The organism is Variovorax sp. OV700 (assembly GCF_900099805.1).
Taxonomy (GTDB): Bacteria; Pseudomonadota; Gammaproteobacteria; order Burkholderiales; family Burkholderiaceae_C; genus Variovorax.
Genome location: NZ_FNDR01000010.1, coordinates 114290 through 135759 on the forward strand (window position 1 = coordinate 114290; position 21470 = coordinate 135759).

Annotated in this window: 14 protein-coding genes; 10 read left to right on the top strand and 4 right to left on the bottom strand. The window is 69.3% G+C overall.

The window, feature by feature from the left end:
* The 4 genes from BLR24_RS22115 to BLR24_RS22130 all read right to left on the bottom strand — a co-directional run bounded on the left by BLR24_RS22115 (position 1) and on the right by BLR24_RS22130 (position 5906).
* The gene (locus tag BLR24_RS22115; protein WP_093020850.1) at positions 1-768 is read right to left on the bottom strand and encodes a hypothetical protein; all 768 of its coding nucleotides are present in this window, start codon (positions 766-768) and stop codon (positions 1-3) included.
* A gap of 29 nt (positions 769-797) precedes the next feature.
* Entirely contained in the window at positions 798-2789 is a 1992-nt protein-coding gene (locus tag BLR24_RS22120) for a hybrid sensor histidine kinase/response regulator (RefSeq protein ID WP_093020852.1), read from the bottom strand.
* A complete protein-coding gene (locus BLR24_RS22125; protein WP_175543326.1) occupies positions 2786-3844 on the bottom strand; it encodes an ABC transporter substrate-binding protein in 1059 nt (352 codons plus the stop codon). Before BLR24_RS22125 ends, BLR24_RS22120 begins: the two co-directional genes overlap by 4 nt.
* 172 nt (positions 3845-4016) lie before the next feature.
* Positions 4017-5906 (bottom strand): ATP-binding response regulator, encoded by a 1890-nt coding sequence (locus BLR24_RS22130; RefSeq protein WP_093020854.1) that lies wholly within the window; start codon positions 5904-5906, stop codon positions 4017-4019.
* Positions 5907-6166: 260 nt separating this feature from the next.
* On the opposite strand from BLR24_RS22130, the gene phnD (BLR24_RS22135) reads away from it, so the two are divergent.
* The 10 genes from phnD (BLR24_RS22135) to BLR24_RS22185 all read left to right on the top strand — a co-directional run bounded on the left by phnD (BLR24_RS22135) (position 6167) and on the right by BLR24_RS22185 (position 21420).
* Positions 6167-7168: a phosphate/phosphite/phosphonate ABC transporter substrate-binding protein gene (phnD, locus tag BLR24_RS22135; RefSeq protein WP_093020856.1), complete on the top strand. Its 1002-nt coding sequence runs from the start codon at positions 6167-6169 to the stop codon at positions 7166-7168.
* 2 nt (positions 7169-7170) lie between these two features.
* A complete protein-coding gene (phnD, locus tag BLR24_RS22140) occupies positions 7171-8223 on the top strand; it encodes a phosphate/phosphite/phosphonate ABC transporter substrate-binding protein (protein WP_093021071.1) in 1053 nt (350 codons plus the stop codon).
* 144 nt (positions 8224-8367) lie between these two features.
* Positions 8368-9699, top strand: a complete 1332-nt coding sequence (tssK, locus tag BLR24_RS22145; RefSeq protein ID WP_093020858.1) for a type VI secretion system baseplate subunit TssK — start codon at positions 8368-8370, stop codon at positions 9697-9699.
* Between the two features lie 32 nt (positions 9700-9731).
* A complete protein-coding gene (locus BLR24_RS22150) occupies positions 9732-11060 on the top strand; it encodes a DotU family type VI secretion system protein (RefSeq protein WP_093020860.1) in 1329 nt (442 codons plus the stop codon).
* Positions 11057-14656, top strand: a complete 3600-nt coding sequence (gene tssM / locus BLR24_RS22155; protein ID WP_093020862.1) for a type VI secretion system membrane subunit TssM — start codon at positions 11057-11059, stop codon at positions 14654-14656. Before BLR24_RS22150 ends, tssM begins: the two co-directional genes overlap by 4 nt.
* Complete coding sequence (tagF, locus tag BLR24_RS22160) at positions 14653-15264, top strand: type VI secretion system-associated protein TagF (protein WP_254787507.1); 612 nt, start codon at positions 14653-14655, stop codon at positions 15262-15264. Before tssM ends, tagF begins: the two co-directional genes overlap by 4 nt.
* Before the next feature lie 631 nt (positions 15265-15895).
* Positions 15896-17815 (top strand): serine/threonine-protein kinase, encoded by a 1920-nt coding sequence (locus BLR24_RS22170; protein WP_093020866.1) that lies wholly within the window; start codon positions 15896-15898, stop codon positions 17813-17815.
* A 52-nt stretch (positions 17816-17867) separates the two neighbouring features.
* Positions 17868-19469 carry a murein transglycosylase A gene (locus tag BLR24_RS22175; RefSeq protein ID WP_093020868.1) on the top strand — a complete coding sequence of 534 codons (1602 nt, stop codon included), beginning with the start codon at positions 17868-17870 and terminating at the stop codon, positions 19467-19469.
* Between the two features lie 33 nt (positions 19470-19502).
* On the top strand, positions 19503-20252 hold the full coding sequence (locus BLR24_RS22180; protein ID WP_093020870.1) for a hypothetical protein: 750 nt from the start codon (positions 19503-19505) through the stop codon (positions 20250-20252).
* A 28-nt stretch (positions 20253-20280) separates the two neighbouring features.
* The gene (locus BLR24_RS22185) at positions 20281-21420 is read left to right on the top strand and encodes a hypothetical protein (RefSeq protein ID WP_093021073.1); all 1140 of its coding nucleotides are present in this window, start codon (positions 20281-20283) and stop codon (positions 21418-21420) included.
* The last annotated feature ends 50 nt before the right edge of the window (positions 21421-21470 follow it).

The following is a 21470-nucleotide window of genomic DNA, read 5'->3' on the forward strand; positions in this document are numbered from 1 at the left end:
CTAGCCCGCGGCGCCGAAGCGGCCCGTGTAGGTGCGCAGGCCCTGGTGCGCCAGATCGGACTGCGCATCGATGTGGACCTTGCCGCCCAGCGCCTGCCAGCGACGGCAGAACGCATAGTCCTCGCTCAGGTAGCGGCCATTGCCGGGCTCGGCCAGCAGGTCGAAGAAGCGGTAGTGCGGCCACGCCTGCGCCGCGGCATCGCGCGACGGCTCGGGCGTGTAGCGCAGGTCGGGCCGGGCTTCGGCCAGGCGCTCGAACACCGAGCGCGCGATCAGCATGAATCCAGTGGGCGCATCGAGCACCTCGACGAAACCGTCGTCATCGATTGCGCGCGCGCCGGTCCATGCGTTGGCCGGAAAGCGCGCGTGCCGCGCCTCGAAGTCGGCACGCGTGCTGCCCGCGGGCAACGCCTCGCGCAGGCCGCCGGCGGGCCAGCCGTCTTCCTTGAGCGGATAGACACCGGCCACCACGTCGCGGCCTGACAGCAACAGCCGCAGCGCGGCATCGGGCTCAAAGCCGATGTCCGCATCGATCCAGAACAGATGCGTCCAGCGCGTGTCGGCCATGAACTCGGCGACCAGCCGGTTGCGTGCGCGCGGAATCAGGCTGTCGCCATCGAGGAAGCGAGTCTGCATCGAAAAGCCGTGGGTCCAGGCGAGGTTCACGAGGCCGAGCAGGCTGCGCACGTAGATCGAGGCCAGCGCGCCGCTGTAGCTCGGCGTGGCGACGAAGGGCCGGATGTCTTTCAGTGCGGCAAGGTCGAGCATCGGCGGTGATGATCCGGTAGGTGCGGCATTCAGGCCGGTGCGGCCGCATGCCGCCGCGTGGTGAGCAGTGCGCGCAGCTTGGCCGGTGCGACCGGCTTCGTCAACAGCGTCACGCCGCCATGGCGCAGGCGCTGCAGCACCTCGGGGCCGGTGGCGCCGGAGACGAGCACCGCGAGCGCATCCGGCTGCAGCCGCTTGGCGGCGGTGATCACGTCCATGCCGTCGTCGTCGCCGGCCAGTTGCAAGTCGCACAGCACGGCATCGAAATGCAGGTCGCCCGTGCCCAGCCGCGCGATGGCCTCGGCGCCCGTGGACACGCACTCGACCTCGCAGCCCCATTGCTCCAGCAGGGCACGGCTGCCATCGAGGATGACCGGGTCATCGTCGATCACCATGCAGTGCAGGCCCGCCAGGGGCGTGAGCGCCACGGGCGCGGGCTCGGGCGTCGTGGCCTCGTCGGCACGGGCGGCGGGCACGGTGAGCGCAAAGGTGCTGCCCGCTTGCAGGGCCGATCGAACCGTGATGCGGGTGCCAAGCAGCGCGGCAATGCGCGCGCAGATGGCCAGGCCCAGCCCGAAGCCGCGGCGCCGGTCACGCTCGGTGTTGGCCACCTGGTAGAACTCCTCGAAGATCCGGCCCTGGTGGATGGGCGCAATGCCCACGCCGTTGTCGCGCACCTCGATGCGGACGTTGTCGCCGTCCTTGCGGCTGCGTCGCGCGGCCACCAGCACGGTGCCGCCCGAAGGGGCATGGCGCAGCGCATTGGCCACCAGGTTGCCGACGATGCGCTGCAGCAGCGCCGCATCGCTGCGCACCGCAAGGCCGTGGTCGCTCCAGCGCAGCCGCACGCGGGTTTCCGACGCGGTGGCCGCATGCTGCGCGTCGAGCTGGTCGAACAGCGCGGCCAGCGGCACCTTGGTGATCGTGGGGGTCAGCACCTGGGCATCAAGGCGCGAGATCTCCAACAGGTCGTCGAGCAGCACGCCCATGAACTCGGTGCTCTCCTGCAGGCGCAGCACGGCGGGGCGCTGCGCGGGGCTGGCGCCCGGCAGCAGGCCATCGATGAAAAGGCCCATGGCATGCAGCGGCTGGCGCAGATCGTGGCTGGCCGCGGCCAGGAACCGAGCACGCGACAGTGCCGCCTGCTCGGCCTCCGCCATGCGCTGCAGCGCCACGGCCGTGGCTTCGCGCACGCGCTCCTCGCTGATGCGGCGGTTGCTCTGCAGCCGCTCGGCCAGCCGGTCGATGTCGCGCGCGAGCACCGCGAGTTCGTGCGAGTCGCCCCTGCCGGCTGCGGGCGGCGCGTGGTGCGAATCGCCCTCGACCACGTCGCAGCGTGCCTCGAAATGCCCGGCCTCCAGTGCGGCCACCGTGCGCGACACGCGGCGCAGCGGCCGTGCCACGGTGCGCGCCATGTGGCGCACTGAGGCCCAGGCCGCGAGCAGGGCGACCAGCGCAATGCCGATGCCCGCCATGAGCGAGCGGCTGCGCTCGCGCGCATAGGCGGTCGTGTCGCGAAAGGTCTGCACCAGGCCGATGGGCGTTTCGCCCGCCGCGGTGGAGCCCGCGGGCGCGAAGGCGCTGGCGCGCGAGGCTTCGCGCAGCGTCACGGGCGAGGTGAACATGCGCAACTGCGCGAGCGACGACGCCTTGGGCCCGGCCGTCACGAAGACACCGGCGCTGTTGCTGATCTCGACCCGCATCACCTGCCCGCCGCGCAGCGCGGCGTTGGCCACGTTCTGCAGCGCCGGCAGGTCGCCTGCATAGAGGCTCAGGTCGGACATGGCCGCCACCTGGCGCGCCACGGCCTGGCCTTCGGCGTCGAAGGCCGCCTCGAGCGTTTGCAGGCGGCTGTGGGTGAACCAGCCGGTGAGCGCGAGCGCCACCGCGGCGCACGGCACCACGCCGAGCCGGAACAGGTCGCGCTGCAGGTTGCCGCGCACCATCAGCTTGGGCGCGGGCTGGGGCGGCGGCGAGGTGATGTCGGCGCGCGTGCCTTCGGGCGGCAGCTTGTCGCTCATCGCGTGACGGTGAGCCGCTCGGCCAGTTCCCGCTCCTCCGGCAAGCGCAGTCCGAGTCCGCGCGCCACGGTGGTGTTGATGCGCACGGCGGCGGGCGTGGCCGACTCCACCAGCGGACTTGCGCCGCCGCCGCTGCTGCTTGCGAGCTTCTGCCCGAGCAGCCGGGCCTGCTGCGCCAGCTGCGCGGGCGTCGACACCGCCGCGGCAAGCCCGCCCGAGCGCACCAGCCCTTCGCTGGCGCCGAACACCGGCAGGCCCGCCTCCGCGCCCGCGCGCAGCACCGAGAGCGTGGCGGCCTGGCTGTCGCCGATCAGGTCGGGCAGCACCATCAGCGCATCGCTGCGTGGCACCACCGCACGCAGCGATGCGGCCAGCGACCTGGCGTCGGGTGCGTATTCGACCTGCACGTCCCACGGCGGGCTGCCGCCCTGCGCGGCGCGCTGCAGCTCGCGCACCAGCGGCTCCGATTCGGGCGTGGCGACCACGCCGATGCGCTGCTTCTGCGGCAGCACCGCGCCCACCAACGCGAGCTGGTCGGCCATGGCCGGGTCGCGCAGCAGCACGCCCACGCGCCGGTCGCCACGTCGCAGCGCGGGGCTGGTGGCGCGCAGGTTCTCGTAGTCGAGCCGGCTCAGCATGGCAAGCACCAGCGGCTGCTGGCCCGGCCGTTCGAGCGCGGCGCGCGCGGCCGGCATGCCGACCGCCATCGTGAGGTTGGCGTCCGACGCCAGAGCGCGCAGGCTGCGCGTGCGCACCCCGGCGTTGACACTGGCGCTGCGCTCGGGTTCGGTGCTGGCCGTCTCCGTGGCTTGCGGCGTGTCCCCGCCGCCCGGCGAAAGCCGCACCAGGTCGAAGCGGGACCCGGCCTCCTGGCCCGCGCGAAGATACTGAACGAACTCCGAGTGCGCCGCGACCTCGTCGCCCATCAGTACCGTGAGAGCGGCAGCCGGGGCGTGGGCGCCGAGCAGCGCCAGGCCCATGGCCAGCGCGGCGAGGGCGCCGCAGCGCAGCCGTTTCCGGAAAAGCGAGATGAATGGGTTCACGGCGACAAACATGGACTGCTTCCGCAGCAAGGGCAGTAGGACCCAATGTACGGAAGCCCCCTGCTTCGCGCGATAAGGCGGAGGGCTTATGTCGGCACCCGCCACCGCATGCCAGCGTGACGAAGTTCACAATGCGGCAGCTGCTTGGCCTATGTCCGACGGACTAGGGCGCCGCGAACGGGCCTCAGGCGTCGGCGTTCAGCAATGCAGCCGCACGTTGCGCCTGGATCGCCTGGCGCAGCACGCGCGGCGAAACCGGCTTGTAGAGCACCGTGATTCCGGCGCTCGCCACTTCGCGCAGCCGGTCGGGCTTGGTCTCGCCCGTGACCAGCAGCCGTGCCGTTCCGGGGCCGATGCCGCGCGGATGGCGCTCGAGCGCGGCGATCACGTCCAGCCCGTTGTCGCCGCCTTGCAGCAGCAGGTCGCTCACCACCACGTCGGGCGGCTGGTCCCATTCATCGGCCAACGCGAGGGCCTCGGCGCGCGTCTGCGCCGCCATGACCTCGGCGCCCCAGTTGGTCAGGACCACGGTAAGGCCTTCCAGGATCGTGCGCTCGTCGTCGATCACCAGGATGCGCAGCTGCTCGAGGCTGGCCTCCTCCTCGATGGCGCCGACGGTGGGCGCGGCATCGAGCGCCGGCAGCGCGGCCGGGGCCGAACGCACCAGCACGCGCACGCAGGTGCCCTTGTGCGGCCGGGAGGTCAGCTCCACGCGGGTGTTGAGCAGGTCGGCCAGCCGCTGCACCGTGGCCAGACCCAGGCCCATGCCGCGCTGCCCGCGGGCCGCCTGGCGGCCTGTGCCTTCCACCTGGTAGAACTCTTCGAACACCCGCGCCTGGTGCTGCACTGCGATGCCCACGCCGGTGTCGACCACGTCGATGCGAACGCCCCGGCCGCGCCGCCGGGCGCCGATCAGCACGCCGCCCTCGATGGTGTGGCGCAGCGAGTTCGACACCAGGTTGTTGAGGATGCGCGAGAGCATCACGTAGTCGCAGCGTACCCAGAGGTCGGTCTTGCGCGCTACCAGCCGCAACCCCTGCTGCTCGGCCACGGGGCGGAAGTTGCGGCTGATCTCGTCGAACAGCTGGTCCAGCGGAAAGTCGGCCCACTGCGGCTGCAGCACCCCGGCATCCAGCTGCGAGAGGTTGAGCAGTTCCGAGAACAGCCGGTCGAGCGAATCCACGCATTCGCGGATGTGGCCGATGCGCTGCAGGCGCACCGGATCGGTCTCGCCGTTGGCCAGTCCGTCGGAGAACAGCGTGAGCGCGTGCAGCGGCTGGCGCAGGTCGTGGCTGGCCGCGGCCAGGAGGCGGGTCTTGGCCTGGCTCGCGACTTCGAGCTGCTGGTTCTTGCGCGCCAGTTCGGCGGTGGCCTCGCTGATGCGGCTTTGCAGCAGCCGGTGGCTTTCGGCCAGCGCGCGCGCCGCCTGGTTGAAGCCATGCTGCAGATGCCGTACTTCGGAGGTGCCCTCGATGGCCACGCTCGCGGCCTCGCCCGCGCCCAGTCGATCGACGGCCTTGCCCAGCGCGCGGATCGGCTCGCTGATACGCCGTGCCGCCCACCAGCCCGCCAGCCCCACGCCCACCAGGCTGATGGCCAGCACCAGCACCACGTTGAGCCACACCGAGCGCCGTGCGTGCTGCACGGCGTCCAGGCTCATCTCGACCATCACCTTGCCGCTTTGCTTGCCCTCTTCGCTCACGATCGGCACCACCACCTGCAGGCCTTCGCCGCGAACCCGGTCGACCGTTTCGGAGTTGGCCACGATCTCACCGTCGTCCGACCAGATCTGCACCTGCTGCACGTGCGGCTGGTAGGTACCCGATTGGGCCGTGCGCTGCAGGATGCGGCGGTCCATGCGCACCAGCGGGGCCTGCGCTGCCGTGGCGACCTGCAGCGCCACCGTCTGGGCATTGGCGCGCATCAGCTCGGTCAGGTTGTCCAGGTGCTGGCGCGTCAGAACGGCAATGGCCGCCAGCGTGGCCGCGGTGGCAGGCACCAGCGCGAGCAGGATCAGCTGCTGCGCGAACGTGAGGCGGGCGAGCCCTCGCAGGACGTGGAAGTTCCAGTTCATGGGGGCATCAGAGGCATGGCTGTCAAGCTTAAGGGGCTGGCCGCGCAAGCGAAATATGGGAAAAACATCACGAAAATAACCCGTACTTGGTATCTAATTGCGTCGCTTCACCGATGTTAGACCCGCTGGTCCGCAGCGGCCCCATGTCTCCGTGTCAAAAAATGCAGGCCTCCTTACGCAGCGTCCGGAAGGCTTCCGGCGCTCCTGACGCGTTTCGCGCCTCCCGCCGTTGCGCGCGATTCTGGCGTGCCGCTGCCGTTGTGCGCCGAGGCGCTGGCCTGCTGACGCTGCTCGCCGTGCTGCCCCTGATGGCGGCGGCCCAACCCGCGCCGCAGCTTGATGCGCCGGTGCGCTTCGGCATCCTGCCGCTCGGCGGCGCCTTCGAGTCGCGCAGCGACTGGGATCCCCTCCTGGCCGAGCTGAGCCGCGCCATTGCACGGCCCGTAAGCGTGCTGTCGGTCAACTCGTACGAAGCGCTCGAGCAGGCCATTCAGCGCGACGAGGTCGACATGGCGTTCCTGTCCGGGAAGATGGCGCTGGACGCCGTCACCCAGCGCCGCATGAAGGTCGTGGCGCAGGTGGTGCGGCACGACGGGCTGCCCGGCTACCGCGCGTTGCTGCTGACCCGCAAGACGCCGCCGTTCAACACCAAGAAGAGCCTGCTCGCAGAGCCGGAACGCTGGCGCCTCGCGCGCGGGGAACGGCAGTCGGTGTCGGGCTTCATCGTGCCTCAGCTGCAGTTCTTCCTGCCCAATCACATCGCGATGGAGACGCGCTTCCTGAGCGAGATCGTGGGCACCCACCAGACGACGGCGCTGGCCGTGGCCAACAGCGAAGCCGACGTGGCCACCAACAACACGGCCGATTTCGAGCGCTTCAAGCTGCGCTTTCCGGCCGAGGCCCAGCGGCTGCAGGTGCTGTGGGAGTCCGAGCTCATTCCGCATGCGCAGATCGTCGTGCGGCGCGAATATTCGCCCGAGCTGCGCAGCCGGGTGCAGACCTTCCTGGTCGGCTATGGGCGTGCCAAGGGCCCGCGCGGCGACGGCGAGCGCCTGGTGCTCAAGTCGTTGCACGACCTTGCCGGCTTCGTGGCCGCGGACAACAGCTCGCTACAGCCCGCCGCCAAGCTCGCCTACCAGCTGGCCAGGCAAAACGCCATGACGGCGCAGTGGGTCAACGACGCGGCGCGCCAGGCGCGGCTGCAGCGCATCGAAACCAGCTACGCGGAGCAGGTCACCGTCTTGCGGGATCTGTCGCCCTGATGTTGCCCATGGCGTTTTCGCGCGTCGTCCGCCTGTTTGCGGTGGCGCTGGTGCTGGCCGCCGCGGCCACCGCTTCTCTGGCGCAGGGCGGCGCAGTGGGCGGCGCTCACAAGGCGGCGCCGGTCGCGTCGATCCGCTTCGGCGTGCTGCCGCTGGGCGGCACGGTCGAATCGCGCGCCTTGTGGATGCCGCTGCTGTCCGACTTGAGCCAGGCCATCGGCGTGCCCGTGAGCGCTTATTCGGTGGCGTCTTATGAAGAGCTCGACCGCGCCATCAAGCGCGACGAGATCGACATGGCTTTTCTGTCGGCCAAGATGGCGCTCGACGCCGTGATGCAGCAGCGCATGAAGGTGGTGGCCCAGATCGCGCGCCGCCCCGGCATGCCGATGCACCGCGCGGTGCTGCTGACGCGCAAGACCGGCGTGCCCAACACCCTGGAAGCCGTGCTGGCCGAACCCGAGCGCTGGCGGCTCGCGCGTGGCGACAGCCGCTCGGTGACGGGCTTCCTCATTCCGCAGAGCCAGCTCTTCCTGCCGCGCAACATCGAGCTGGAGACGCGTTTCCGTGGCGAGGTGGTCGGCAACCACCAGGCCACCGCGCTCGCCGTGGCCAACGGCGACGCCGACGTGGCCACCAACAACACCACCGACTTCGAGCGCTTCAGGGAGCAGTTCCCGGTCGAGGCCGCGCGGCTTCACATCGTCTGGGAGTCCGAGCCGCCGCCCGGTGCGCAGATGGTGGTGCGGCGCGCCTATCCGCCCGAGTTTCAGGCCCGGCTGCAAGCCTTCCTGGTCGGCTATGGCCAGGGCAAGGGCCCGCGCGGAGACGCCGAGCGCGAGGTGCTGAAGACGCTGCGCGCGGCCTACGGCTACGCCCCGGCCGACGACAGCGCCCTGCTGCCCGAGGCCATGCTCGAATACCAGCTCGGCAAACAGCGCGCCATGGCCGCCGCCTGGGTCAACGAGGCCGCGCGCGAGCAGCGCCTGCGACGCATCGAGCAGGCTTACAAGGAACAGGTCGAGAGATTGCGTGCGGCGGCCGGCGCCACGCGCTGAGCAGGCGCGCGAGGCCTCGCATCTAGTCCCTTCGCCGTAGCTCCAAATCCCTCCGCCTAGGCCGTTAGGCGGATTTGCCGCCGGCCCTCTGCGCCGGAAACTCCGTGCTTCTTTCGGGCAGCCCTTGCCTTTGACGGAGTGCGGATGAGTTGGCGAACAAAAGTGGTCTGGAGCGAGGGGATGCTGCTGCAGCCCCAGCACCTGCAGCAGAGCGAGCGTCATGGCGACCATGCGCGGCATGTGCTGTTGCGTTCCACCACGCCCTACGCGTGGGGCTTCGCGGAGATCGAGATCGATCAGGCCGCGCTCACGCTGGGCAAGCTCGCGCTGGTGCGCGCGGTGGGCATCTTCGGCGACGGCACGGTGTTCGACATGCCGGCGGTCGATCCGCTGCCCGAGCCCATCGACATTCCGCCCACCATGCGCGACGAGGCTGTAATGTTGGCTCTGCCGCTGCGCCGCGCCGGTGCCCGCGAGGCCGATGCCGAGGAGTACGAAGAGCTGGTGCGCCACCGCGTGCTCGAGTCTGAAGTGCCCGACTCCAACACCGCCGGCGAGCGCACCGCCATGCTGCAGCTGGGCCAGCTTCATACGCGCCTGATGCGCGCCAGCGAAGCGACCGACGCCTGGACCACCCTGGGCGTGGCCCGCGTGCTCGAGCGTCGGGTCGACAACCAGGTGCAGCTCGACCGCGCCATGCTGCCGCCGCTGCTCGACGTGGCGGGCCATGCCGTGATCCGCGCCTGGCTCGACGAACTGCTGGGCCTCATGCGCCAGCGCGGCGAGGCGCTGGCCGGCCGCATGACGCAGGGCGGCACCGGCGGTGTGGCCGAGATCGCGGACTTCATGCTGCTGCAAACGGTCAATCGCAACGAAGCCATCTTTGCGCACCTGGCCAAGAGCGCCATGCTGCACCCGCAGCATTTCTTCGAGCATGCGCTCGGGCTCGCCGGCGACCTTGCAAGCTTTCGCGATTCGCGCCGCGTCACGCGCTTCGGCCCCTACATCCATGACGACCTGGCGCTGAGCTTTCGTCCGCTGATGGACGACCTGCGGCGCAGCCTCTCGATGGTGCTGGAGCAGTCGGCCATCCGGATCGACCTGCACGACCGCAAGCACGGCGTGCGCGTGGCGATGGTCACCGACGTGGAGCTGCAGCGCAAGGCGACCTTCGTGCTCGCGGTGAATGCCAACATGCCGAGCGAAGCCCTGCGCGCGCGCTTCCCCACGCAGGTGAAGATCGGGCCGGTCGAGCGCATCCGCGACCTGGTCAACCTGGCGCTCCCGGGCGTCACGCTCACGCCCATGCCGGTGGCACCGCGCCAGATCCCCTTCCATACAGGCGCCAATTACTTCGAGCTCGAAACGCGCAACAGCGACCTCTGGCGCCAGCTGGAGCAATCGGGCGGCATCGCGATGCACATCGCGGGCGACTTTCCCGGCCTCGACCTCGCGTTCTGGGCCATTCGTTCCTAGCCCCATCGGGCTGACGGAAACGGAACACCATCATGACCACACCAGACCCCTTCGCCGCCTTCGAGTCGGAGCGCACGGTCATCAAGCCCAAGCCACGCACGCCGGCGGGCACGCCGCCCCCCGCTGCCGCGCCTGCGCCTTTCTTCGGCGGTGTTGATCCGACGCCCGCCGCCGAGCTCGGCGAGATCGGGCTGCTCAACCCGCTGGTCTCGGCCGCGGGCAAGCTGCTGGTGCTGATCGGCAAGCTGCGTAACCTGGTGCAGCCGCCCAACGTGCCGGCCCTGCGCGCCTCCACCGCCGACGCGGTGAACCAGTTCGACGCCGCCGCGCGCCGCGCCGGTGTGAGCAACGAATCGGTTCTGGCCGCGCGCTACGTGCTGTGTACGGCACTGGACGAAGCCGTGGCCAACACGCCCTGGGGCGTGCAGGCCGGCTGGAACAAGCAGAGCCTCCTGGTGCAGTTTCATAACGAGACCTGGGGCGGCGAAAAAGTGTTCCAGCTGCTCGCCAAGCTCGCGCAGGACGTGCCCACGCACCGCCAGCTGCTGGAACTCATCTACAGCGTGCTCGCACTCGGTTTCGAAGGCCGCTACCGCGTGGTCGACAACGGCCGCGCCCAGCTCGATCAGGTGCGCCAGCGCCTGGCCGACCTGATTGCCAAGGACCGCCCGCCGCTCGAAGCGGATCTTTCGCCGCATTGGCGCGGGCAGGGCGCGGGAACCGTGCGGCTGCGCGAATCGCTGCCGCTGTGGGTGTTCGCGGCCGGCTTCGCGCTGCTGCTTGCGCTGGCGTGGTTTGGCCTCAGGCTCACGCTCAACTACCGCTCCGACACCACCTATGCCGCCGTGTCGGGCCTGCGCGTGCCCAACCTCCAGATCGCGCCGCCCGCCGCACCGGCCAAGACGCCGCGGCTCGCGCGCTTTCTCGAGCCTGAGATCAAGCAGGGCCTCGTCACCGTGACCGACGAGGCGGACCGCAGCGTGGTGCGACTGCGCGGCGATTCCTTCTTCGGCTCCGGCAGCGCCGAGCCGATGGCCGCATCGCTGCCGGTGCTGCGCCGCATCGGCCAGGCACTGGCCGAAGTGAAAGGCGAGGTGCTGATCACCGGCCACTCCGACAACCAGCCGATCCGTTCGCTGCGCTATCCGTCCAACTGGCATCTGTCGGCCGCGCGTGCCGACGCGGTGAAGGGCGCGCTCACCACGCTGGTCGACCCGGCGCGCATGCGCTCCGACGGCAAGGCCGACGCGGAGCCTGTGGCCGCCAACGACACGCCGGCCAACCGCGCGCGCAACCGGCGTGTCGACATCGTGCTGCTGTCCGAGCCGGACAGGGCCGCTTCGGCGGGAGTGACGAAATGATCAAGAAAATCTTCGGCTTCCTGTTCAGTCCGGTGCTGCTGACCATCCTGGCGCTGGTCATCGTTGCACTGCTGATCTGGTGGATCGGCCCGCTGGTGAAGATCGGTGCGTGGGCGCCGCTCGAAAGCGAGCTCGTGCGCGCGCTGCTGATCGGCGCCATCGTGCTCATCGTGGTGCTGCGCGCGCTCTATCGCCGGTGGCGCGCGCGCCGTGCGAGCCAGCACCTGACCGACGGCCTCATGAAGGCGCCGGCCGCGAAGACCGACGCGCCGGTCAACGGCGAGCAGAAGATTCTGGACACGCGCTTCAGCGAAGCCGTGGCCACGCTCAAGCAGATGCGCCTGCATGCGGCCGGCAAGAAGCCGGGCTGGCGCGACTGGCTCTCCATTTCCGGCGGCAGCTACCTGTACGACCTGCCGTGGTACGTGTTCATCGGCGCCCCGGGCGCGGGCAAGACCACGGCGCTGGTCAACTCGGGCCTCTCTTTTCCGCTCGCGGAGAAGTTCGGCCCCGGCGCGATCCGCGGCGTGGGCGGCACGCGCAACTGCGACTGGTGGTTCACCGACGAGGCCGTGCTCATCGACACCGCCGGCCGCTACACCACGCAGGACAGCCACCAGTCGGAAGACAAGAGCGCATGGGAAGGCTTTTTGGGCCTGCTCAAGAAGGCGCGCCCACGCCGACCGCTCAACGGTGTGTTCCTGACCGTGAGCGTGGCCGACCTGCTGAGCCAGGGCCCCGAGCAGCGCACGCAGCTGGCCGCGTCGATTCGCGCGCGCTTGCTCGAACTCGATGCGAAGCTCACCACGCGGCTGCCGGTCTACGTGCTCGTCACCAAGAGCGACTTGCTCTACGGCTTCACCGACTACTTCGACGATCTGGGCAAGGAGCAGCGCGCCCAGGTGTTCGGCTTCACGCTACCGGCCGACGAGAACGTGCAAGCCGACGACAAGGGGCTATCCACCGCCTTCAACCGCGAGTTCGCGCTGCTGCACAACCGCGTCAACGACGGCCTCATTGCGCGCATGCAGCGCGAGACCGATGGCACGCGCCGCGCGGCGATCTTCGGCTTTCCGGCGCAGTTCGGCTCCATCGGCTCGATGCTGTCCGACCTGCTCGACCAGGTGTTCACCGGCTCCCGCTTTGCGCAGCCGCCGTGGGTGCGTGGCGTGTACTTCACCAGCGGTACGCAAGAGGGCAGTCCGATCGACCGCGTGATGGGCAGCCTTGCGCGCAGCTTCGGCCTGGAGCGCGCCATGCTCGCGCCGCAGAAGTCGAGCGGCCGCAGCTACTTTCTCACCGCGCTGCTGCGCGAGGTGGTGTTTCCCGAGCAGCGCCTGGCCGGTGCCAACGTGAAGCTCGAGCGTCGGCGCCATGCCCTGCGCATGGCTGGCGTGGCGGCCATGACGCTGGTCACGCTCGCGCTGCTCGCGAGTTGGGGCTACAGCACGCTGCAGAACGTCAACTACCTGAAGTCGGTCGAGGCGCGTGTCGAGCCCGCGCGCCAGAACCTCGCCGCCCTGCCGTCGCGGGTACAGAACCTGGTCGAGGTGGCGCCGGTGCTGCAGGGCCTGCGCGACATCTGGAAGACGCCCGACAACCGGCAGGGCGACGAGCCGCTGTCGATGACGCTCGGCCTCTACCAGGGCGACAAGCTCGACGCCGCCGCCATGCTCACGCACCAGCGCGCGCTCAACGACGCCTTTCTGCCGCAGATCGCCAAGCGCATCGAAGACCAGCTGCGCACCGCGCAGAAGGACAACCTCGAATACACCTACGAGGCGCTCAAGAGCTATCTCATGCTCTACCAGCCCGAGCACTTCGATGCCGAGGCGCTCAAGGCCTGGATCACGCTCGACTGGGCGCGCAGTCTGGACCGCGGCATTCCCGAAGACCAGCGCAAGGCGCTCGAAGACCAGCTCGACGTGCTCATCGCCCAAGGGCCGCCGCGCTCGCCGCTCAAGATGGACGAGAACCTGGTGCGCAGCGTGCGCGCCGTGCTCGCGAGCTATCCGCTGGAGCAGCGCGTGTTCAGCCGCCTGAAACGCCAGCGCGCCACCAAGGACATTCCGGGCTTCAGCATCGCCACCGCCGCGGGCCCCTCGGCGCCGCTGGTGTTCGAGCGCATCAGCGGCAAGCCGCTGACCGAAGGCGTGCCGGGCATGTTCACCTATGACGGCTACCACAAGCGCTTCCAGAACGAAGTGACGGTGCTCACCGGCCTGCTCGCGCAGGAAGACCCATGGGTGCTCGGGCAAGATCGCGGCGCCGCCGATCGCATGCGCGACGTAGCCGCCCTCGGCGCGCTGACCGACCGCGTGCGGCGGCTCTACCTGGCGGAGTACGTCAAGGTGTGGGAGACGCTGCTGGCCGACGTGCGGCTGATCCGCGCCACCGGGCTCGAGAAGAACATCGAGGCCGCGCGCATTCTCTCGGGCGTGGGTTCTCCGCTTGCAAACTTCCTGCGCGCGGTGGTGAAGGAAACCACGCTCATTCCCGCCGACCAGCCCAAGGACGTGGTGAGCAAGGCCACGGCCACGGTCGCCAACACCCGCAAGGGCCTGGAAGACCTGTTCGGCGGCGACCCGAACAAGGCCGTGGCCAGCGGCAAGCGCATCGAGAGCATCGTGGACGACCGCTTCGAGCCGCTGCGCCGCCTGGTCACGCCCGTTGCGCCGAACCAGCCCGCGCCCATCGACGATGCGCTCAAGCTCTTCAACGAGGTGTATGTGTACCTCAACGCCGTCGACACGGCCGTGAAGGGACGCACCTCGCCGCCGCCCGGCGACGTGGCCGGCAAGCTCAAGTCCGACGCCGGCCGCCTGCCTGAGCCGGTGCGCACGATGGTCGAGAACCTAAGCCAGTCGGGCGCGGCGCAGGCCCAGGTGGCCGAGCGCGGCAACCTGAGCCAGGACCTGCGTCCCGTGACCGAGTTCTGCAACCGCGCCATCGCGGGCCGCTACCCCTTCGTGGGCAGCAGCAAGCGCGACGTGCTGCCCGAAGACTTCGGCCAGATGTTCGGTGCCGGCGGCCTGATGGACGACTTCTTCCAGAAGCGGCTGGCCGCGCTGGTCGACACCAGCACCAAGCCTTGGCGCTACAAGCCCGTGGCCGAGCGCGGCGCCATCACCACGCAGGCGCTGGCGCAGTTCGAGCGTGCCGCGCGCATCAAGGACATCTTCTTCCGCGGCGGCGGCCGAGGCCCTTCGATGCGGCTGGACTTCAAGCCGGTGGAGATGGACGCGGGCATCACGCAATTCATTCTGGACGTGGACGGCCAGCTCGTGAAATACGCGCACGGCCCCGTGGTGCCCATGGCCGTGCAGTGGCCCGGCCCGAAGGGCAGCAACCAGGTGCGCATCCAGGTGAGCCCGCCGTCGACCACGGGCAGTTCGGGATCGGCGGTCGATGGGCCGTGGGCGCTGTTCCGCGCGCTCGACGACGGCCAGCTTGAAGCCGGCGATGCGCCCGAAAAATTCTTCATCACCTTTCAGGTCGGCCCGCGCAAGACGCGCTTCGAGGTGACGACGAACAGCGTGCAACATCCGATCCGCTTGAAGGAACTGCGCGAGTTCTCTTGTCCGGAGGGGTTGTGACTTCTTCTTTAGATGCGCTGCCGGGGTGGTTCGGCAAGTTGCCGGGCATGGGGGACTTTGCGCATCGGCGCTTGCCCGATTCGTTTCGTTCCGTGTGGGACCAGTGGCTGCAACGTGGGTTGGCGCGGTTGAAGGACCGGCATGACGACTGGACTTCGCATTACCTCGAAGCGCCGATCTGGTGTTTTGCTTTGGGGCCTCAGGTTGCTGGCGAGGGCGCTTGGATCGGTGTGTTGATGCCTTCGGTGGATGGGGTAGGGCGGTACTTTCCGTTCACTATCGCTGTCGAGCTGAATGCTTCTGCGGGAGAGGTGCTGCGGGGGGATGCGCTGCAGGGTGCGTTGCGGTGGTGGTCGCTTGGCATGCGGGCTGCGCTTGAAGGGCTTGAGTCGGATCTCGATGCGATGCGGTTCGATGCTGTGCTCGAGCGGTTGTTTGCCGATCCCGGTGATGTGCATGTTGCTGCGGTGGAGTCGCTGGCTTTGCCGGGGGCTGGGGGGTCGTTGTGGATGGGCGATCCGGGCGTTGAAGGGACTGTTCGAATGGTTGTTGCGGGGTTGCCGGTGGATGGGCAGTTCGAGGCTTTGTTTGTTGGGGGTGGGGAATGAGGTCCTTGCTTTTTCTTAGATTCCGAGGCCGGGATATCCGCCCGGCGGCGGCCTCACTTTCTTTTGCTTCGCCAAAAGAAAGTAAGCAAAGAAAAGGCGACCCTACTGTCTGCGTCCCTCCGCTTCGCTGCGGGCAACCTGCGGTGCTCGATTCCGGCGGGGGTCCGCAGAACTCGCTTCGCTCAAACAGCTGCGGCCCTGATCCCGCCTGCATCTGCGCTCCTCGGCGCATACAGAAGGGGTGGGAGCCGACAGGCCATCGCTTCGCTCGGCCGAATCCAAACCCAACAGCCAAATCAATACGAACCCCCGCGGCGCGTAGCGCCGCGGGGGCATGGTGGCCGAGCGAAGCAAAGGCCCGTTCGGTTTCCAAGCCCCTCTGTATGCGCCGAGGAGCGCAGGGTTTCGCGGATCAGGGCCGCAGCTGTTTGAGCGAAGCGAGTTCTGCGGACCCCGCGAAACGCGAGCACCGCAGGTTGCCCCGTAGCGCAGCGCAGGGGTCGCAGACAGTGGGGTCGCCTTTCTTTTGCCTACGTTTCTTTGGCGAAGCAAAGAAAAGTAGGTCGCCCGCCGGGGCGACACCCGGCCTCGGGAAGCAAGCACCCGTATGCGCTGAAACGGGAGCCAGCCAATGACCGAAGAAAACACGCCCCCCGAAGACGACCGCACCCAGGTCATGTCAAGACCAGCTCAACAGCCGCAACCCGCGGGCAACGAACAAGACACCTCAGCCACCATCATCACAGCCAACCCGACAAGCCTCTCCAACGCACCAGTAACTAGCCCAGCATCAGAAGCCAACGAAGCCGGCCTCCTCCCCGTAGGCAGCCGCCTCGCAGAATTCGAAATCACCCGAGTGGTGGGCCAGGGCGGCTTCGGCGTCGTCTACGAAGCCTGGGACCACACCCTCGAGCGCGTCGTCGCCATCAAGGAATACCTGCCGACTTCGCTGTCGACGAGGCAGCAGGACGGAACAGTGGTCCCCCTGTCTGAGCGACACAGGGAAACCTTCGACCTCGGCATGCGCAGCTTCATCAACGAAGCCCGCCTGCTCGCGCAGTTCGACCATGCCTCGCTGCTGAAGGTCTACCGTTTCTGGCAGGAGCGCGGCACCACGTACATGGTGATGCCGTTCTACCGCGGCGACACGCTGCGCCAGGCGCTGGTGTCCATCCCGGCGGGCGTGGACGAGGCGTGGCTGATCCGCATCATGGACGGCGTGACGCAGGCGCTGGCGGTGATGCACAGCGCCAACTGCTACCACCGCGACATCGCGCCCGACAACATCATCCTGCTCGAAGGCTCCGGCCGGCCGGTGGTGCTCGACTTCGGCGCCGCGCGCCGCGTGATCACCGACAAGACGCAGGCGATCACCGTCATCCTGAAGCCCGGCTACGCGCCCATCGAGCAGTACGCCGAAATGCCCGACATGTCGCAGGGCGCATGGACCGACGTCTACGCACTGGCGGCGGTGATGCACGTGGCCGTTTGCGGCCGCGCGCCGCCGCCTTCGGTGGCGCGGCTGTTGTCCGACAGCTATGTGCCGCTGGCGGGCAACGAGATCCTGCGCCAGCGCTACAGCCTGCGGCTCCTGCAGGCCATCGACGCGGGTCTGGGCGTACGGCCCGAGTCGCGGCCACAGTCGATGGCCGAGTTCCGCGCCGCGCTCGATCTGGAGGTGGGCCACAGCATCGCACCGACGCAGCGGACCACGCCGCCCGGATCGGGTGCGCGGAATACCAACAACAGCAATGCCGACCTGCCGACGACGATCGGCCGTGGGAAGGCTCCTGCGCCCGCACCCGCTCCGGGCGCGGGCTCGGGTGCGGGCGGCAAGAACGGCAAAGCCGTGGCCGCCATCGCCTCGGTGGCCGTGCTTGCCGCCGCGGCGGGTGGTGGCTGGTGGTGGTACCAGGGCCGCACCGCAGGCGGGGAGGGCGATGGCGGCAAGCAGGTGGCGGTTGCAACACCGCCGCCGCCAGCAGAGCCACGCGTGACACAGGCACCGCCGCCGCCACCACCACCACCGCCGCCAACCCCCCGCACGCCGCTCGAATCGCTGCAGTCGCTCGCGGCCGGCGCTGCTCCGGGCTTCGACGTCACGGCCACGCCGAAGAAGCCCGAGGTGGCGATCGGCAAGGACAAGCTCGCCTTCGAGGTTCGAAGCAAGCGCGAGGGTTTCGTCTACGTGTTCCTGCTGTCGAGCGGCGGCGAGATGTTCCTGCTGTTCCCCAACCTGCTCGACAAGTACAACAAGATCACCGCGAACAGCCCGCTGTCGCTGCCGCGCGCCTCATGGCCGATGGATGCCGGCGGACCGGCCGGCACCAACCAGTTCGCGGTGCTCGTCAGCCAGCACGAGCGCGACTTCAGCGCCTCGGGCATGCAGAACGACGGCGTGTTTCCGCAGTTTCCGCTGCCCGTGCTGGCGGCGCTCGAAGCCAGCCGCGGCACAGGGCCGACGCCCTTGCTGGGCAAGCCCACGTGCGCGCCCAACACCCCATGCAACGACGTCTACGGCGTCGCGAATTTCAAAATCGTCGAGAAGTAATCGTCTGTAGAGCGTTGGCCCGCTGGGCCGTCTTTCGGACAAGGAGGCTTTCATGTACACGCAGTCGCCGATTTTCATTTCCGCCCTTCGCTGGGTTGCCGCCGCCGCGGCGGTGCTTGCCGCGGGCTGCGCGAACACGCCGCCGGCGGCCAATGCCAACGTCAATGCCAACGCAGGCACCGCGGCGCCCGACACCACGGCGGCATCGGCCGGCGCGTCGCGGCCGGCCTCCACGGGCGCAAGCGTGGCCGGCCAGGCGCGCACCTTCTCGACCCAGCTGGCCACCTACACCTCGGTCAGCTTCGATGCCGTGCCCGGCTGGGCGCGCGACGATTTCTCCGAAAGCTGGCCCGCTTTCCTCGGCAGCTGCAAGGTGCTCACCGGCCGCGGCGCCGAGTGGAAAGACGTATGTGCGCGCGCCCTCAGGGTCGACAGCAAGAACAGCACCGCCATTCGCGCCTTCTTCGAGCAGGAGTTCTCGGCCTACCAGATTCGCGACGACGACCGCAAGCCGGATGGCGTGGTCACCGGCTACTTCGAGCCCGAGATCCCGGGCAGCCGGCAGTACGCGGCGCCATTCATTTACCCCGTCTACGGCCAGCCCGAGGACATGCTGTTTGCCGACGTGCGCAAGCTGCCGGCCGGCAGCGGGACCGTGGCGGCGCGCGTGGAAGGCCGCAACGTGGTGGTGCAGACCGGCCTGAGCACGCGCGACATGGGCGCGCCGGGCCTCTATGCGCTCGACCTCTCGGCACTCACGCGCGACACGCTCGACCGCAAGGTCCGCCTGCGCATCGAGGGCAAGCAGCTGCTGCCGTACTACACGCGCGAAGAGATCGAGACCAAGGGCGCGCCCAACGCCAAGGTGCTGGCCTTCGTGAGCAGCGCCACCGCGTTGTACGAAATGCAGATCCAGGGTTCGGGCCGCATCAAGCTGGCCAATGGCGACATCATTCGCGTGGCCTATGCCGAGCAGAACGGCCAGCCGTTTCGCCCAACGCTGGCGCAGGCCGCGAATGGCAAGCCGCGCACGCCAGTGAAGGTGCGCGGCTCGTCCATCGAGTTGCAGCTCGACGACGGCGATGAGGACGACGACGTGGGCGGCACCTCGACCAGCACCATCCGTACGCGCGGCTTCACGCTGGCGCGGCCCACTGCCAGCGGTGCGGTCGTGGTGCCCGGGCGGCGCGCGGCAGGCCCGGTCATCGGCTCCGGCATCCAGGACCCGAGCTATGTGTTCTTCAAGGAGTCACCTTCGCCTTCGGGCGGACCGGTGGGCGCGTTCGGCGTGCCGCTTTCGGCGGGCCGTTCGATCGCGGTGGACCCGCGCAGCACGCCGCTCGGCTACCCGGTGTTCGTCTCCACGCGTGCGCCCGGCACCGGCGCGCCCATGCAGCGGCTGACCATTGCGCAGGACACTGGCGGCGCGATTCGCGGCGCGGTGCGGGCCGACTATTTCTTCGGCAACGGCCAGCAGGCCGCCACCAATGCGCGCCGCATGAAGGAGCGCGGCCAGCTCTGGATCTTGTTGCCGCGCGGCCTGGCCGTGGCTTCGGCGGCGGTGTCCTCGGCCATCCGCACGCGCGGCGGCCCGGTGGGCGCCGGCCTGCCGCAATGCCTGGTGCCGACCGAGGGCGTGTGCGTGGACGACTAGTCCGATCGCTCCCGATCGCCTGTTCGCTTCGCCATGCAAGAAACCCTTTCGTCCGCGGAAAGCACTGCGCTTGTCCGCATGTGGCGGCGCCGGCAGACGCTGTCCCCGGACGACATGGGCACCATGTACCGCATCGTGGGCGATGCGCTCGTGGCCTGCAATCCGCCCGAGCTCCAGGTGCTGGGCGAAGGCCGGCAGGAACTGGTGGCGCAATTCATCTATGTGAAGGTGTTGCGGCTCGATGCCGATCCTGACGAGGCCGAAGAACGCGCGGGCCACAGCGCGCCTTCGAGCGCCTTTGCCTTGTGCGCCTACTTCCGTCGCTACCTGATCGACTGCACGCGCGCGAGCTCGTTCCGCCGCAAGCTCTCGATCGGCGACCAGGTCACCGAGGCACAGCTCGAAGACGCGCTGGGCGCGGACGAAGACCTCGATGGCTGCCTGGCCGAACACGGCCTGAGCGCGGGCGCGGTGCAGCTGGCCGCGCGTGCCTTCATCGCAGAGCTGCCCGAGCCCGAGCGCATCCTGCTGTGCGAGGGTTTCGGCAAGGAAGCCGATGGCGGTCTGTCGGGCATCGCCTCGCGCCATGCCATTGCTTCGTATCACTACCGTGCGGGCCGGCTGGGCCTCGTGCACAAGCGCGAGGGCCTGACCGCCGATTACGCCAGGACCCGCCTGGGCGGCTGGATCCAGCAAACGCTCGGCATTGCCATCGAGCCCGGGAACATGGCGGCGATCCTGCAGGTTTTCAAAATCCTCGGTGCTGAAGCGTCTTATGCCTGAAGACATAGCCATTCAGGAACAGACCGCCATGCACACCGACCTCTGGCCCCCCCTCAGCGTGATCCGAAGTGCGTTCGAGGGCACCGTACCCACGGCACCCGGCGCCTCCGGCCGCGAAGCTGTCGTGGCCATGCCGGGCACCGCCGCCCGCGCCGTAGCCGAGCCACCGCGCGCGGTGCTCGACCTTGTGCTCCCCTTGTCCGAATTGGCCCGGCGCCGCGAGGCTGTCGCCCAGCGCGCCTTCAATGCGCGCTGGGCGCCGGGCCGCCTCATCAGCGTGGTGGTCGAAGGGCGCCTGCTCGGCGTGCTGCTCGACCGCTGCATCCACGGCCAGCTCTGGCAGGGCTGGATGGCTGCGGGCGAGGCCGACTGGGCCGGCGCGTACGACGTGCTGCTCGAACCCGACGACGAGCCCTTCGAACCCGCCTTCGGATTGATCCAGGCCTGGAACGTGCTCACGCTCGAACCCAGCCCGCAGCTTTGCGCACGCGTGCTCGGCGAGGTCTCGGCCACGCGGCTGGCCGCGATCCGCGCGGTGCACGACGAATGGGCCGCGCAGGCGCCGCTCGCCATTGCGCCCGAACCGGGGCGCATCGCACTGCGCACCGTGGGCGGCGTCTTCTCGGTGCTCTGCGGCACGCCGCTGGGCGAGGAGGACCCGCGCGCCGAATACCAGGCGATCTATCGCGATGCCGCGGCGCAGCTGGGCACGGCATTGCAGCCGGGTTCAAGCAGCGCATCGGTGGCATCAACTGCGCCGCGCGCAACACCGCAGCCCAGGCCCGAGGGCGGCTGGTGGGGCAGCATCCGCCGCTGGTTCGGCGCTGAAGGCTGGGTGCGCCCCGCGTTCGCGGTGCTTGCGCTGGTCGTGGTGGTGCAGAACGTCGGCCTGCCCGGCGGACGCCTTGCGGAAGACGAGGAAGTGCGCTTCCGCGCCGTGCCGGCCGCGCCCGCGGCCGCGCCGGCGAACCTGGTCGTGCGCTGGAAAGACGGCGTGCGTATCGACGACGCCGGCCGGCTGTTGCAGTCGATCTCAGCCGAGGTGGTGGGCGCCCCCGGCATTCAGGGCGCGTGGCGCCTGCGCGTGTCCGATCCGGTGCAAGCCCAGGCGGTGCTGGCGGCTTCGCCCCTGGTGCAATCGGCCGGCCCGGCCACGGAGCGCCCGTGACGTTCACGGCGCACTTGTCTTTCTCCCTCCCCCGCTGGGGGAGGGCAGGG

Excerpts from the sequence above, each read along its gene's own strand:
- BLR24_RS22115 (WP_093020850.1), bottom strand. The coding sequence starts at position 768 with ATGCTCGACCTTGCCGCACTGAAAGACATCCGGCCCTTCGTCGCCACG.
- BLR24_RS22120 (WP_093020852.1), bottom strand. The coding sequence starts at position 2,789 with ATGAGCGACAAGCTGCCGCCCGAAGGCACGCGCGCCGACATCACCTCG.
- BLR24_RS22125 (WP_175543326.1), bottom strand. The coding sequence starts at position 3,844 with ATGTTTGTCGCCGTGAACCCATTCATCTCGCTTTTCCGGAAACGGCTG.
- BLR24_RS22130 (WP_093020854.1), bottom strand. The coding sequence starts at position 5,906 with ATGAACTGGAACTTCCACGTCCTGCGAGGGCTCGCCCGCCTCACGTTC.
- tssK (WP_093020858.1), top strand. The coding sequence starts at position 8,368 with ATGAGTTGGCGAACAAAAGTGGTCTGGAGCGAGGGGATGCTGCTGCAG.
- BLR24_RS22150 (WP_093020860.1), top strand. The coding sequence starts at position 9,732 with ATGACCACACCAGACCCCTTCGCCGCCTTCGAGTCGGAGCGCACGGTC.
- tssM (WP_093020862.1), top strand. The coding sequence starts at position 11,057 with ATGATCAAGAAAATCTTCGGCTTCCTGTTCAGTCCGGTGCTGCTGACC.
- BLR24_RS22170 (WP_093020866.1), top strand. The coding sequence starts at position 15,896 with ATGACCGAAGAAAACACGCCCCCCGAAGACGACCGCACCCAGGTCATG.
- BLR24_RS22175 (WP_093020868.1), top strand. The coding sequence starts at position 17,868 with ATGTACACGCAGTCGCCGATTTTCATTTCCGCCCTTCGCTGGGTTGCC.
- BLR24_RS22180 (WP_093020870.1), top strand. The coding sequence starts at position 19,503 with ATGCAAGAAACCCTTTCGTCCGCGGAAAGCACTGCGCTTGTCCGCATG.
- BLR24_RS22185 (WP_093021073.1), top strand. The coding sequence starts at position 20,281 with ATGCACACCGACCTCTGGCCCCCCCTCAGCGTGATCCGAAGTGCGTTC.